Origin of the sequence: Chromobacterium haemolyticum (genome assembly GCF_009936155.1) — a bacterium.
In the GTDB taxonomy this organism is placed as follows: Bacteria; Pseudomonadota; Gammaproteobacteria; order Burkholderiales; family Chromobacteriaceae; genus Chromobacterium; species Chromobacterium haemolyticum.
Genome location: NZ_AP019312.1, coordinates 1,504,672 through 1,518,912, shown reverse-complemented (window position 1 = coordinate 1,518,912; position 14,241 = coordinate 1,504,672). Strand labels below are relative to the sequence as shown.

Below are 14,241 nucleotides of genomic sequence, written 5' to 3'. Positions count from 1 at the left end.
CGAGGACACCCATCATGAACAAACCCAAACTGGTGGTGGTCGGCAATGGCATGGCCGGCATCCGCACGGTGGAAGAACTGCTGACGCTGGCGCCGGACCTCTACGACATCACCGTGTTCGGCGCCGAGCCGCACCCCAATTACAACCGCATCCAGCTGTCGCCGGTGCTGGCTGGCGAGCAGACCTTCGACGACATCGTGCTCAATCCGCGTAGCTGGTACGCCGAGCGCGGCATTGCCCTGCACACCGGCAAGACCGTGGTGGAGCTGGACCGCGCGCGTCGTCTGGTGCGCGCCGACGACGGCGGCGTCGCCCACTACGACCGTCTGCTGCTGGCCACCGGTTCGCTGCCGGTGATGCTGCCGCTGCCCGGGGGCGAGCTGGCCGGCGTCATCGGCTACCGCGACATCCGCGACACCGAGGCCATGCTGGCGGCCAGCGCCGACGGCGGCCGGGCCGTGGTGATAGGCGGCGGCCTGCTGGGCCTGGAAGCCGCCTACGGCCTGAAGCAGCGCGGCATGGATGTCACCGTGGTCCATCTGGCGGACTGGCTGCTGGAGCGGCAACTGGACCCCGCGGCCGCTCAGTTGCTGCAGGCCTCGTTGGAGACGCGCGGCCTGCGCATCCTGCTGGGCCGCCAGACCGCGGCGCTGCTGGACGACGGGCGCGGCGCGGTGGCGGCGGCGAAGCTCTCCGACGGCGAAACCCTGGAAGCCAAACTGGTGGTGATGGCGGTGGGCATCCGCCCCAATATCGCGCTGGCCGCCGGCGCCGGCCTACACTGCGAACGCGGCGTGGTGGTCAGCGACGCGCTGCAGACCTTCGACCCGCGCATCTACGCGGTGGGCGAATGCGTCAGCCACCGCGGCGTCTGCTACGGCCTGGTGGCGCCGCTGTTCGAACAGGCCAAGGTCTGCGCTAACCATCTGGCCCAGCTGGGCAGCAGCCGCTACCAGGGTTCGGTGATGGCCACCAAGCTCAAGGTCACCGGCATCGACCTGTTCTCCGCCGGCGACTTCATCGGCGGGGACGGCTGCGACGAGATCGTACTGTCGGACCCGGCCGGCGGCCTGTACAAGAAACTGGTGCTGCGCGAGGACAAACTGATCGGCGTCTGCCTGTACGGCGACACCGCCGACGGCGCCTGGTACTTCAAGCTGCTGCGCGAACAGCGCGCGATAGGCGATCTGCGCGAGCGGCTGATCTTCGGCGAAACCGCCATCGGCGACGTAGGCGTGCAAGGCCAGAGCCGCGCCGCCGGCATGCAGGACAGCGACGAAGTCTGCGGCTGCAACGGCGTCAGCAAAGGCGCCATCGTCAAGGCGATCAAGGAAAACGGCCTGTTCACCCTGGACGAAGTCAAACAATGCACCAAGGCCGGCAGCTCCTGCGGCTCCTGCAGCGGCCTGGTAGAGCAGATCCTGATGAACACGGTGGGTGCGAGCTTCCAAGAAGCGCCCAAGACCAAGGCCGTCTGCGGCTGCACCGATCACAGCCACGCCGAGGTGCGCAAGGCCATCCGCGACCACCACCTGCTGGATCACGCCGCGGTCTACCACTTCCTGGAATGGCGCACGCCCAACGGCTGCGCCAGTTGCCGGCCGGCCATCAACTACTACCTGCTGTCCACCTGGCCGCGCGAGGCGGTGGACGATCCGCAAAGCCGCTTCGTCAACGAACGGGTGCACGCCAACATCCAGAAGGACGGCACCTTCTCGGTGATCCCGCAAATGAAGGGCGGCGTCACCAACGCCGCCGAGCTGCGCCGCATCGCCGACGTGGCCGACAAATACCAGGTGCCGATGCTCAAGGTCACCGGCGGCCAGCGCATCGACCTGCTGGGCATACGCAAGGAAGACCTGATCGAGGTCTGGAAAGACCTGGGCATGCAGTCCGGCCACGCCTACGGCAAATCCATCCGCACCGTGAAAACCTGCGTCGGCAGCGAGTTCTGCCGCTTCGGCACCCAGAACAGCACCCAGATGGGCATAGACCTGGAAACCATGCTGGCCAATATGTGGGCGCCGCACAAGGTCAAGCTGGCGGTGTCCGGCTGCCCGCGCAATTGCGCAGAAGCCGGCATCAAGGACGTGGGCGTGATCGCGGTGGACTCCGGCTGGGAACTGTACGTGGGCGGCAACGGCGGCATCAAGACCGAGGTGGCGCAATTCCTGTGCAAAGTGAAAACCGCCGAGGAAGTGAAGGAATACAGCGGCGCCTTCCTGCAACTCTACCGCGAGGAGGGTTATTATCTGGACCGCACCGTCCGCTACATCGCCCGCGTCGGCCTGGACTACGTCAAGGCCCGGGTGGTGGACGACGCCGCCAACCGCCAAGCCTTGTACCAACGGCTGCTGTTCGCGCTGGAGGGCCTGCCCGACCCCTGGGCCGCCCGCATCGCCGGCGCGCAACGCCAGGAATTCATCCCCTTGAAAGTCATCGCCTGAGGCCGCCATGGAACCCACCCTGCCCCCTTCCTCCCGCTGGCTGCGCGTGTGCGCGCTGGACGACATCCCTTTGCTGGGCAGCCGCGTGCTGGCGCGCGACGGCGGCGACATCGCCCTGTTCCGGCCGCAGCCGCAACAAGTGTTCGCGCTCTTGGACCGCTGCCCGCACAAGGGCGGCCCACTGAGCCAGGGCCTGGTGCACGGCGCGGCGGTCACCTGCCCGCTGCACGGCTGGACCCTCAATCTGGACGACGGCGAGGCCCAAGCGCCTGACCGCGGCTGCGCGCGACGCTTTCCGGTCAGCCTGCGCGACGGCGACGTCTACCTGCAACTGTGAACCCGGGGACCGCGCCATGACCACCACCCCCTCCACCTGCTGTTACTGCGGCGTCGGCTGCGGCGTGCTGATCCACAGCGACGGCGCGCGCGTCACCGGCGTGGAAGGCGATCCGGCCCACCCCGCCAACCACGGCCGGCTTTGCACCAAGGGCCTGGCGCTGGCGGACAGCTGCGCCAGCCTGTCCGGCCGAGCGCTGCACCCAGAACTGCGGCTGACCCGCGACGCCGCGCGCCGGCGCGTGGACTGGGACAGCGCGCTGGACACCGTGGCCGAACGGCTGGCCGGCGTCATCCGCCGCCATGGTCCGGACGCGGTGGCGGTCTACGCCTCCGGCCAGTTGCTGACCGAGGACTACTATCTATTCAACAAGCTGGCCAAGGGCTTGATCGGCACCAACAACATCGACACCAACTCCCGACTGTGCATGTCCAGCGCCGTCAGCGGCTACAAGCTGGCGCTGGGCGCCGACGGCCCGCCCACCTGCTACCAGGATCTGGACCTGGCCGACTGCGTGCTGCTGGCCGGCAGCAATACGGCCTACGCCCATCCGGTGCTGTTCCGCCGGCTGGAAGCGGCCAAAGCGGCTCGGCCGGACACCAAGTGGATCGTGGTCGACCCGCGCCGCACCGACACCGCCGCGCTGGCGGACCTGCATCTGCAGATCCAGCCGGGCAGCGATGTGGCGCTATTCAACGGCATGCTGCACCACCTGATCTGGGAAGGGCTGATCGACGAGCGCTACATCGCCGCCCACACCGAAGGCTTCGACGCGCTCAAGCGCCTGCTGCGCGACTACTCGCCGCGCCAGGCCGCCGGCCTGTGCGGCATCGCAGAGGCCGAGCTGACCACCGCCGCCGAATGGTTCAGCCGCAGCCCGGCCAGCCTGTCGCTGTACTGCATGGGCCTGAACCAGTCCCGCCACGGCACCGCCAAAAACCTGGCGCTGATCAATCTGCACCTGGCCGCCGGCCAGATCGGCCGCCCCGGCGCCGGCCCCTTCTCGCTAACCGGCCAGCCCAACGCCATGGGCGGCCGCGAAGTGGGCGGCATGGCCACCATGCTGGCCGCCCACCGCGACATCTCCAACCCGCGACACCGCGCCGAAGTGGCCGCCCACTGGGGCGTACCGCCGGAGCGGCTCTCCAACCGCCCCGGCCTGCCGGCCATCGCGCTGTTCGACGCGCTCAAGGCCGGCCGGGTCAAGGCGGTGTGGATAGTCTGCACCAATCCCGCCCACTCGCTGCCGGACCTGGAACAGGCGCGCCAGGCGCTGGCTCAGGCCGAATTCGTCATCGTTCAAGACGCCTACGCCGACACCGACACCGCCGCCTGCGCCGACGCGCTGCTGCCTGCCGCCAGTTGGGGCGAAAAAGAAGGCGCGGTCACCAATTCCGAACGCCGCGTCAGCCGAGTGCGCGCCGCCGTGCCGCCGCCGGGCGAGGCGCGCGCCGACGGCTGGATCGCCGCAGAAGTGGGCCGCCGGCTGGAACGGCTGCTGTACCCGGACGCGCCCAGCCTGTTCCAAAACAGCGAGCCGGCCGCGGTGTTCGCCGAACACGCGGCGCTGACCGCCGGCCGCGATCTGGACATCAGCGGCCTCAGCCACGCGCGGCTGGAGCGGGACGGCCCGCAACAATGGCCATACCCGGCCGGCGCCGCCGCCGGCCAGGCACGGCGTTACGAAGACGGCCGCTTTCCCACCGCCAACGGCCGCGCGCAGTTCCACGTCACGCCCTATCGTCCGCCGGCTGACGCGGTCAACGCCCGCTACCCCTTCCGCCTGCTCACCGGCCGGCTGCGCGACCAATGGCACGGCATGAGCCGCAGCGGCAGGGTGGCGCGCCTGTTCTCCCACGCGCCGGAACCCACGCTGGACATGCACCCGGCCGACGCCGCCCGTCGCGGCCTCAAGGCCGGTGAACTGGTCAGCGTGGAAAGCCGGCGCGGCAGCCTGGTGCTGCCGCTGGCGCTCAGCGAGGACTTGCCCGGCGGCTGCGTGTTCGCCGCCATGCACTGGAGCGGTCAGCACCTGAACAGCGGCGGCGTCAACCAGGCCTGTTCACCGGCGGTGGACGCGCAATCCTTCCAGCCCGAACTCAAGCACGCCGCGGTACGGGTGGAGCGCGCCGAACTGCCGTGGCGGGTGCGCGCCGCCAGCCGCCACCCGGACCTGCCGGCGCTGCGTGCCCGGCTGCAGCCCTTGCTGGCCGGCTGCGGCTATGCCGCGCTCAGCCTGCGGCCGCCGGACATCCTGGTCTTGAACGCCGCCCACGCCCAAGCGCGGCCGGACTGGCTAAGCGAGCTGACTCGGTTGCTGGATCTGGACGGCGGCCCGCAATTGCAAACCTTCAGCGACGCGCGCCGCGGGCTGGAACAACGCATCGCCTGGCGCGACGACGCGCCCTGGGCCTTCGTCTTCGCCGGCGGCCAGGACGACGGCGCGCGGCTGTTGGCCGCGATGCAAAGCGGCCAGCCTTGGTCCGGCAACCGGCTCAGCGCGCTGGTCCCCGGCGCCGCAAGCGCTCCCGCCGCCGCGCGCATCGTCTGCAACTGCCTGCACGTGGACGCCGAGCGCATCCAGACCGCCATCGCCGCCGGCGCGGACCTGGCCGGACTCAAGGCGCGACTGGGCTGCGGCGGCGTTTGCGGCTCCTGTCTGCCGGAGCTGAAACGGATGCTGACGCGACAGACAGAACGGGAATATTGAAACCCCGGCGCAGAACTCTATGCTAAGGAAGTCCGGCGCTGTTACCCTCTGCGCAGGCGATAGCGATGGATGCGTGGATTGGGCTTGAAACAGATAGGACTACTACTTGCTGCGCTGGCCGCGCAGACAGCGACGGCGACGGCGACGGCGACGCTGGACATGGTCTACGGCGCGGTGGCCTCGGACCCCTATATGAGCGGCGAAGGCGATCAGATGCCGCCCCACCCCGGCGCGGTGGTGGAAATGGCGCAGGCGGCGGCTAAGGGCTGCCGGATCGCGCTTAAGCTGTCGCGGCTGCCGGGCAAGCGCCTGCTCACCGAGATGCAGCACGATCAGCACGACGCCGCCTTCATGTTTTCCCACAATAAAGAACGCGAAGCCTATTTTAACTACCCGATGCAGGGCGACGAACCGGACCCGCGCTACCGGCTGACCACGCTGGCCTACTCCTTGTACGCGCTGAAAAACGCTCCGCCGGCCTGGAACGGTAAAAACCTGCCGGCGCTGGGCGCCATCGGCGTCAACGCAGGCTGGTCCATCGCCGACGATCTACGCGCCAAGGGCGCCAAGGTGGAGACCGCCAAAGACACCGAGATGAACTTCCGCAAGTTGAAGGCTCGCCACATCGCCGCCTACGCCACGCAAAACCATATCGGCGACCGCTATCTGGAAGACCACCCGCAGGCCGGCATCGTCCGTTTGCAGCCGCCGCTGTCGCGCAAGGACTACTACCTGGTGTTCGGCAAACGCTGGCACCGGGACAACCCTGCATTGGCGCGCTGCCTATGGCAGCAGATCGGCACACTGCGCGAGAGCCTGCTGCCCACACTGCTGCGCCAGCCCTGGTACCGGCAGCCCTGAGTCAGACCGACAAATCCCGCAACTCCGCCGTCAACTCCTCCACCTCCAGCAAGTGGGCGCGGTCGTGTTGCAGCATGTCCTCGACCAGATCCTCCAGGCTCATCCGCCGCTCGCCGCCGAACAGGCAAAGCCGCCCGCGCTGAGCCGGCTCCGCGCCGGCCAAGGCGGCGAGCAAATGCCGCCGCCCGGCCACAAAATCATCCAGCGCCGCTGACCCGTCCTGCTCCAGATAAGCCAGTTCTAGCGACATCTCGTTGCCGTCCACCGAAGCGATCTCCGGCATCTCTTCTGCCAATACCCGCGCCACCCGTTGGCAATAAATCCGGTCCAGATCGCGCAGATGGCAAGCATGTTCAACCGCGGCGAAATCGATGCCGTCCGGCCGCCGCCGCCAATCCACGGCCGGAATCGCGCGCAGCGCCGCCGCTAATTGCGCCGGCATCCCCCGCAAAGCCTCCAGCCGCTGCGCCCAGTCCAACTGTTGCGGCGTCGGCGTCCACACCACTCCATAAGTGAAATAGCCGCCCGGCACCCGGCCGCGCGGACGCAACACCTCGTGATGATGGCGGCGCATCACCTCCGCCACCATCGCGCCGCAGAACTGGCGCGCGCTGGCGTCCGCTTCCACCTCGGGAAACAGCTGACGCACATCATGGACGATGGCCGCCACCGCCGGTACTTCGGCGCGCGACAAGGCCGCGTATTCCACATACCGTTGCGGCGTGTCGATCAAGGCCTCCAGCTGGCGGCCCAGCGCCTGCTCGCGAAAGGCGTCGAAACGGGAGTGCATAACCACCCCTTTTGTAACGTATCAAAATGATACCTTAGTAAACCAACAAATAATCGTCAAGGCTGATTTTTGTCATAATAATTCTTATTTAAAAAAGACAAATGATTGCAGATTCATGACAGCATTCGGATAATGCTAAACGTTTATTTAAAATCATCCGGCGACATGCAAGTTCGTTCGTCCCGACCGGCATACAAGGAGATAGGAATGGGGTTCTGGAACAAGGCCGACACTGCGCGACAGCAAGCGGAGTTGCTGCAATGCAGGCAGGAAGCCGAGCAACTGCGCACGGAGCTGCGGCACACCCGCGCCCGCGTCGACGAGGCGGAAAGCCAGTTGGCGGCCAGCCAGGCCGAGAACCAGGAACTTCGCGGGCTGATCGCCAACCTCTCCGCCTTCGCCCAATCGATGACCGACACCCAGCAATCGCTGGCCACCCTCTCAAGCGTGATGAGCCAGGAGAAAGACCGCGCCGTCGCCGCTCAGGACATTTCACTGCATAGCCGCCAATCCATAGACCAGATCGCCGCCGATCTGTCCAAGCTGGCCGGCGCCTCGCAAGGCGCGGCGGAAAAAGTGGGGGAACTGGACGCGCGCGCCCAAGAGGTGGGCGGCATCGTGCAATTGATCCGCGACATCGCCGACCAAACCAACTTGCTGGCGCTGAACGCCGCCATCGAGGCCGCCCGCGCCGGCGAGCAGGGACGCGGCTTCGCCGTGGTGGCCGACGAAGTGCGCAAGCTGGCCGAACGCACCGCCACCGCCACCGCCGACATCGCCAAGCTGGTGGAGCAGATTCGCGGCGACAGCGCCGGCAGCCGCAGCCAGATGGGCCAACTGGCCGAGCAGGCCGCCCGCTTCAGCCAAGACGGCGAGGCCGCCGCCGGCACCATGAAGCAGTTGCTGGACATGTCCACCAGCATGGAAGGCAGCATCGCCGCCTCCGCGCTGCGCGGCTTCTGCGAACTGGCCAAGATGGACCACCTGATCTACAAATTCCGCGTCTACCAAGTCATGTTCGGCCTGTCGGACGAAGACATCGGCCACTTCGGCTCCCACCAGCACTGCCGCTTCGGCAAGTGGTATTACGAGGGCGAAGGCCGCGCCAGCTTCTCTCACCTGCCCGGCTTCCGTGAAATCGAAGCGCCTCACGCCAAGGTGCACACCGCCGCGCTGGACGCCTTGCGCGCCCACGCCGACGGCGACAGCCGGGCCGCGGTGGAACAGGTGGCGGCCATGGAAGCCGCCAGCCTGCAAGTGTTGGCCGGGCTGGAGCATATGGCCGGCGCCGGCGCCGCGGAGCCGCGCCGTGGCTGAGGCCGCGTTCGCCATCCGCCCTCTGCAAGCCGGCGACCACGCCGATTGGCTGCCGTTATGGCGCGGCTACAACGCCTTCTACGGCCGCGAAGGCGCGACCGCGCTGCCTGAGGAGGTGGAGAGGGAAACCTGGCGCCGCCTGCTCTCGCCGGCGGAACCGGTACATGGGCTGGCCGCGGTCGCCGGCGACGCGCTGCTGGGCATCGCCCATCTGCTCTACCACCGCAGCACCATCCAGATCCAGGATGCCGCCTATCTGCAAGACCTCTACGTGACGCCGGCGGCCAGGGGAAGCGGCGTCGCCCGCGCGCTGCTGCGGGCAGCCGCGGACCGAGCGCGCGCCGACGGAGCCGTGGTCCTGTACTGGCGCACCGCCGGCGACAATCACGCCGCGCGCCGCTTGTATGATCAGGTGGCGGAGCTGGCGGACGCCGTGATCTACCGCCAAGTTTTGTGATCCAACCGAATCAGCGCAGCACGTCCAGCAAGATATCCGCTATCAATCCGCTGGCCGCCACCAGCACCAGATCCGCGCCCACCGCCCGCCACTCATAGCCGGGGTGGCGCGGCAGTTGGCTCAGCAAGGGCGCCGGCAATACCTGCTTGGCGATGCCGGGCGGCAAGGGCTTGCCGCGTGCCAGACGCTTGCGCATGCCGGGCGGCAGCGACTTATAGCCGGTCACCCCGGAGTCTAGCGCCAAGCGCCGCGCCGCGGCGACGCTGATGCCCGCCGCAACCAAATCCTTGTCCGTCCGCGCCGGCGACGCCCTATCCTGATCTTTATTCTTGTGCTTGCCCTGTCCCTCGCCATGCCCCTTGCCTTCCGGCGGATTGGCCAGCGTCGGCGCGGCCAACGCCGCCGCCAACAACAGCGCCGCCCATGATTTCCATCGCTTCATCTTCGTCTCCCGTCGCGCAAAGTCCGCTTTGCATTATCGACCAGCCGAGGACAAAAATTGTCCCTCCCAGCCAATCCAACCAAAAATATATTGATCACTACATTAAATGTAGAATACGCTACAAAAAAATGGAGCACATCATGGACTGGCTGCTGCTGATCACTTCCTTGCCCACCGAAAACGCCACCGCGCGCATGCGCGCCTGGCGCGCCTTGAAAGCTTGCGGCTCCGCCGCGCTGCGCGATGGAGCCTATCTGCTGCCCGTCGGCGACGCCCGCCTGCAACAGCTCGAGGCCATCGCCTCCGATATCCAGCAACACGGCGGCGTCGCGCGCTTGCTGACCTGCCGCCCGTTGGACGGCAGCCATTTTCCGCCGCTGTTTCAGCGCGATGCAGACTATCAGCAGCTGCGACAGGACATTCAGGAACAGTTGCTTGGCCTGGACCCGGACAACGCCGCAGAGCGGTTGAAACAATGGCGGCGGCTGGGCAAGGCTCTGGCCGGCATCGCCGCCATCGACTTCTTCCCCAGCGCCGGCCAAGAACAGGCGCAGGCGGCCTTGCAACAACTGGAAGCCGCCATCCAGCAGCAATTGTCGCCGGGCGAGCCGCATAGCCTGGAGATGCGTATCCCGCGACGCGCCCTGGCCGAGCACCAGGGCCGGACCTGGGCCACTCGCCGCCGCCCTTGGGTGGACCGGCTGGCCTCGGCCTGGCTGATTCGCCGCTTCATCGATCCTCAGGCGCGCATTCTGTGGCTGGCCGCGTCCGGAGACTGTCCGCCGGACGCCTTGGGCTTCGACTTCGACGGGGCCGCTTTCACTCATATCGGCGACAAAGTCAGTTTCGAAGTGCTGCTGGCCAGTTTCGAGTTGGACTCGCCGCCGCTGCGGAGGCTGGCCGCGCTGGTCCATTATCTGGACGTGGGCGGCGCGCCGCCGCCGGAAGCCAGCGGCGTGGAAACCGTGTTGGCCGGCCTGCGCGCCGCGCTGAGCGACGACGATCAACTGCTGGCCGCCGCCTCAAACATCTGGGACGGGCTGTACCAGCAATTCGCCAAGGAAGCCTGAATATGCCGCCCGAGCCCCCCCTAACCGCTCCCGCCCCCGTCGGTTTCTGGCAAGCCGTCCGCTTTTGGCTCAAGCTCGGCCTGATCAGCTTCGGCGGCCCGGCCGGTCAAATCGCCATCATGCATCAGGAACTGGTGGAGCGCCGGCGCTGGATTTCAGAACGCCGCTTCCTGCACGCCCTGAATTACTGCATGCTGCTGCCCGGGCCGGAGGCGCAACAACTGGCCACTTATATCGGCTGGTTGCTGCACCGCGGCTGGGGAGGCGTCGCCGCCGGTGCGCTGTTCGTGCTGCCGTCCTTTTTCCTGCTGGTGCTGCTGTCCTGGATTTATGTCGCTTACGGCCACCTGGCTTGGATCGCCGGTCTGTTCTACGGCATCAAGCCCGCGGTGGTCGCCATCGTGGCCCAAGCGGCCTGGCGCATCGGCACGCGCACGCTGAAACGGCCCTGGCTGTGGGGTGTGGCGCTAGCCTCCCTGTGCGCCATTGCGCTGTGGCAAACGCCGTTCCCGCTGATCGTACTGACGGCGGCCTTGATCGGCGCTCTGGCCGGCCGGCTGCGGCCGCAATGGTTCCAAGCCGGCGGCCACGGCGGCGCGGACGCGCATTTCGGCCCAGCGCTGATCGACGATCACACCCCGCCGCCGGCCCACGCCCGCTTCTCCTGGCTCCGGCTCGGCCGCGCCGCGCTGGCCGGCCTGCTGCTATGGTCCTTGCCGATGGCGCTGCTCGCCGCCGTCTACGGCTGGCACGGCGGCTTCACCCAGATGGGCTGGTTCTTCACCAAGGCCGCCCTGCTGACCTTCGGCGGCGCTTACGCGGTGCTGCCCTATGTCTATCAGGGCGCGGTGGCGCATTACGGCTGGCTAAGCGCCGGCCAAATGCTGGACGGCCTGGCGCTGGGCGAGACCACGCCGGGGCCGCTGATCATGGTGGTGGCCTTCGTAGGCTTCGTCGGCGGCTACGCCAAGGCGCTGCTGGGCCCGGACCACCTGTTCCTGGCCGGCGCGCTGGCCGCGGCGCTGGTCACTTGGTTCACCTTCCTGCCCTCCTTCATATTTATCTTGGCCGGCGGCCCGCTGATCGAACACAGCCATGGCCAAATCCGCCTAACCGCGCCGCTGACCGCCATCACCGCCGCCGTAGTCGGCGTGATCGCCAACCTCGCCCTGTTCTTCGGCTGGCATGTGCTGTGGCCGCAGGGCTGGCGCGGAGGCGTGGACTGGGCCGCCTCCGCCATCGCCGCCTTGGCGGCCTGGGCGCTGCTGAAACGACAGGTCAAAGTGATGCCGGTGATAGCCGGCGCGGCGTTGGCCGGCCTGCTGCTCAGCCTGTGGCGTCTGTCGTGAACGAACTCCCACTTCAAGAAAGGGCCGCGCGCATGCAGCCACGCATCCCCGCCACCATCTGGGCCCTGGGCCTGGTCAGCCTGTGCATGGACATGTCCTCCGAGATCATCCACGCGCTGTTGCCGGTGTTCCTGGTCTCCACCCTGGGCGTCAGCGCGCTGACCCTGGGCATTATCGAAGGCCTGGCGGAATCCACCGCGCTGATCCTGCGCGTGTTCTCCGGCGCCATCAGCGACTACTGGGGCCGGCGCAAAGGCTTGCTGCTGCTGGGCTACGGCCTGGCGGCGCTGAGCAAGCCGCTGTTCCCGCTGGCGCACAGCGCCGAAACCGTGTTGGCCGCGCGGCTGATGGACCGCGTGGGCAAAGGCATACGTGGCGCGCCGCGCGACGCGCTGGTGGCCGACGTCGCGCCGCCGGAAATCCGCGGAGCCTGTTTCGGCCTGCGCCAGTCCATGGACACCATAGGCGCCTTCGCCGGCCCGCTGCTGGGCATCGCGCTGATGTTCTGGCTGGCGGACAACATCCAGCAAGTATTGTGGTGGGCTTGCCTTCCGGCCTTGCTGGCCGTGCTGCTGATCGTCGCCGGCGTGCGCGAACCGGCCGGCGGCGAGCGCAAGCCCTTCCGCTCGCCGCTGCGCCTGGGGTTGCTGCGTCGCTTCTCCAGCCGCTACTGGTGGATCGTCGCCATCGGCGCGCTGTTCACCCTGGCCCGTTTCAGCGAGGCTTTTCTGGTGCTGCTGGCGCAGCGCCACGGCCTGCCGCTGAGCTGGTTGCCGCTGGTCATGGTGGTGATGAGCCTGGTCTACGCGCTCACCGCCTACCCGGTGGGCGTGCTGGCCGACCGCTGCAGCAAGAGCATGCTGCTGGCCATCGGCCTGCTGATCCTGATCCTGGCCGACGTCATGCTGGCGCTGTCCGGCTCCATCGCCGCCACCCTGGCCGGCATCGCCCTGTGGGGTCTTCACCTGGGCTTCACCCAAGGCTTGCTGGCCACGCTGGTGGCGGAGGAAACGCCAGCCGACATGAAGGGCACTGCCTTCGGCCTGTTCAACCTGGTTAGCGGCCTGTGCCTGCTGCTGGCCAGCGTGCTGGCTGGCTGGATGTGGGACCGCCACGGCAGCGCCAGCACCTTCGTCGCCGGCGGCGCTCTGGCCGCCACGGCCCTGGCGGCCACTTTGCTATGGCATTGCCGGGAACGGCGGCTTGCCAGTCAAACCGCCTAGCCACCTGTTCAAAACCTCCCGAGCGGGGACGAGACAAGGCGAACACAAGCGCCGCTCCAGCCATGGACAAGAACACGGGCAATGCAGTGAAATACGACATCATAAAAACAGCAAGCAACCGCCATGTCCCACACCTTTGTTTCCTCCACCGTCTGGCAACGGCTGGACGCTCCCGGCCACGATTACGCCGCCTTAGAACACAGCGAACTTGGCCCGCGCCTTAGCGGCTGCGCCGTCTTCGTCGAAGACGGCGTCAACTGCCTGCTGCGATACCAGGTGGACTGCGCGCCGGACTGGAGCACCCGCCGCGTCGAGGTGAGCGGCTACCGCGGCGGCGAAACCATAGCTTTGCTGCTGGAAAGCGACTCCGACCGCAACTGGCGGCTCAACGGCGCGGAACAGCCGCAGGTGCGCGGCTGCGTCGACATCGACCTGGCCTTCACCCCGGCCACCAATCTGCTGCCCATCCGCCGCGGCCGGCTGGACATCGGCTCGGCGCTGGAGCTGAGCGCAGCCTGGCTGCGGTTCCCGGCGCTGACCCTGGCCCCGCTGCCGCAGCGCTACACCCGTCTGTCCGAGTTCGGCTACCTCTACGAATCGCGACAAGGCGCGTTCCAGGCGGAACTCAGCGTCAGCCCGGACGGGCTGCCGCGCGAGTATCAGGGCCTGTGGCGGGAGGCGCGCTGACATGGCCGCGACTTACATTCGCCCGGCCGCGCCGGAAGACTTTGACCGTCTGGCTGAAATCGAACGCGCCGCCGCCGCCCGCTTCGATCCTCAAGACCTGCCGCCGGCGCTGGCCGGCGACGCGTTGCCCCGCGACGAACTGGCCGCCGCCCACGCCACCGGCCTGCTGTGGGTGGCAGCCGACGCCGACGGCGCGCACGGTTTCCTGCTGGCGCGCCGCTGCGACGACAGCCTTCACCTGCAGGAAATGGATGTCTACCCCGGACGCCAGGGGCAAGGCCTGGGTTCGGCGCTCATCGCCCACGCGGAAACCATTGCGCGCGGGCAGGGGCTGAGCCGCCTAACGCTGACCACGTTCGAGCATCTGGCCTGGAACGCGCCCTACTACCAAAGGCGCGGTTTCCAGCCCCTCGACGACGCAGACTGCCCGCCCTTCCTGTTGGCCCTATTGCGCACCGAAGCCGAACACGGCCTCAAGCGACGCGTGGCGATGCACAAGCCGCTGCGTTGAATCCGCCCGACAACACCGCAAGATTGGTCAGGCGCACGGC

13 protein-coding genes are annotated in these 14,241 nt (G+C 67.8%); 11 read left to right on the top strand and 2 right to left on the bottom strand.

The window, feature by feature from the left end; genetic code table 11:
• Positions 1-14: 14 nt before the first annotated feature.
• From nirB to GYH29_RS07070, 4 genes are all read left to right on the top strand, one after another.
• Positions 15-2,447 (top strand): nitrite reductase large subunit NirB, encoded by a 2,433-nt coding sequence (nirB, locus tag GYH29_RS07085; RefSeq protein ID WP_107731774.1) that lies wholly within the window; start codon positions 15-17, stop codon positions 2,445-2,447.
• 7 nt (positions 2,448-2,454) lie between these two features.
• On the top strand, positions 2,455-2,784 hold the full coding sequence (gene nirD, locus GYH29_RS07080; RefSeq protein WP_019104475.1) for a nitrite reductase small subunit NirD: 330 nt from the start codon (positions 2,455-2,457) through the stop codon (positions 2,782-2,784).
• Positions 2,785-2,800: 16 nt separating this feature from the next.
• Entirely contained in the window at positions 2,801-5,494 is a 2,694-nt protein-coding gene (locus GYH29_RS07075) for a nitrate reductase (RefSeq protein WP_161523431.1), read from the top strand.
• Between the two features lie 84 nt (positions 5,495-5,578).
• The gene (locus GYH29_RS07070) at positions 5,579-6,355 is read left to right on the top strand and encodes a substrate-binding periplasmic protein (protein ID WP_161523430.1); all 777 of its coding nucleotides are present in this window, start codon (positions 5,579-5,581) and stop codon (positions 6,353-6,355) included.
• Position 6,356: 1 nt separating this feature from the next.
• Here GYH29_RS07070 and GYH29_RS07065 read toward each other — a convergent pair whose 3' ends face one another.
• Positions 6,357-7,145: a DinB family protein gene (locus tag GYH29_RS07065; protein ID WP_019104176.1), complete on the bottom strand. Its 789-nt coding sequence runs from the start codon at positions 7,143-7,145 to the stop codon at positions 6,357-6,359.
• Positions 7,146-7,352: 207 nt separating this feature from the next.
• Here GYH29_RS07065 and GYH29_RS25005 point away from each other — a divergent pair, with 207 nt between their 5' ends.
• Positions 7,353-8,462, top strand: coding sequence for a methyl-accepting chemotaxis protein (locus tag GYH29_RS25005; protein WP_198001647.1), 1,110 nt, complete (start codon positions 7,353-7,355; stop codon positions 8,460-8,462).
• A complete protein-coding gene (locus tag GYH29_RS07055; RefSeq protein ID WP_019100303.1) occupies positions 8,455-8,919 on the top strand; it encodes a GNAT family N-acetyltransferase in 465 nt (154 codons plus the stop codon). The genes GYH29_RS25005 and GYH29_RS07055 overlap by 8 nt, the downstream gene beginning before the upstream one ends.
• A 10-nt stretch (positions 8,920-8,929) precedes the next feature.
• On the opposite strand, the gene GYH29_RS07050 is transcribed toward GYH29_RS07055, so the two are convergent.
• Complete coding sequence (locus tag GYH29_RS07050; protein ID WP_019100302.1) at positions 8,930-9,361, bottom strand: anti-virulence regulator CigR family protein; 432 nt, start codon at positions 9,359-9,361, stop codon at positions 8,930-8,932.
• 140 nt (positions 9,362-9,501) lie between these two features.
• On the opposite strand from GYH29_RS07050, the gene GYH29_RS07045 reads away from it, so the two are divergent.
• The 5 genes from GYH29_RS07045 to GYH29_RS07025 all read left to right on the top strand — a co-directional run bounded on the left by GYH29_RS07045 (position 9,502) and on the right by GYH29_RS07025 (position 14,201).
• A complete protein-coding gene (locus GYH29_RS07045) occupies positions 9,502-10,431 on the top strand; it encodes a chromate resistance protein ChrB domain-containing protein (protein WP_198001646.1) in 930 nt (309 codons plus the stop codon).
• Positions 10,432-10,433: 2 nt separating this feature from the next.
• Positions 10,434-11,780 (top strand): chromate efflux transporter, encoded by a 1,347-nt coding sequence (gene chrA, locus GYH29_RS07040; protein WP_043591655.1) that lies wholly within the window; start codon positions 10,434-10,436, stop codon positions 11,778-11,780.
• A 32-nt stretch (positions 11,781-11,812) separates the two neighbouring features.
• A complete protein-coding gene (locus GYH29_RS07035) occupies positions 11,813-13,003 on the top strand; it encodes an MFS transporter (protein ID WP_019100299.1) in 1,191 nt (396 codons plus the stop codon).
• A gap of 123 nt (positions 13,004-13,126) precedes the next feature.
• Positions 13,127-13,690, top strand: coding sequence for a putative glycolipid-binding domain-containing protein (locus GYH29_RS07030; protein WP_081575805.1), 564 nt, complete (start codon positions 13,127-13,129; stop codon positions 13,688-13,690).
• Between the two features lies 1 nt (position 13,691).
• A complete protein-coding gene (locus tag GYH29_RS07025; RefSeq protein ID WP_019100297.1) occupies positions 13,692-14,201 on the top strand; it encodes a GNAT family N-acetyltransferase in 510 nt (169 codons plus the stop codon).
• Positions 14,202-14,241: the final 40 nt, after the last annotated feature.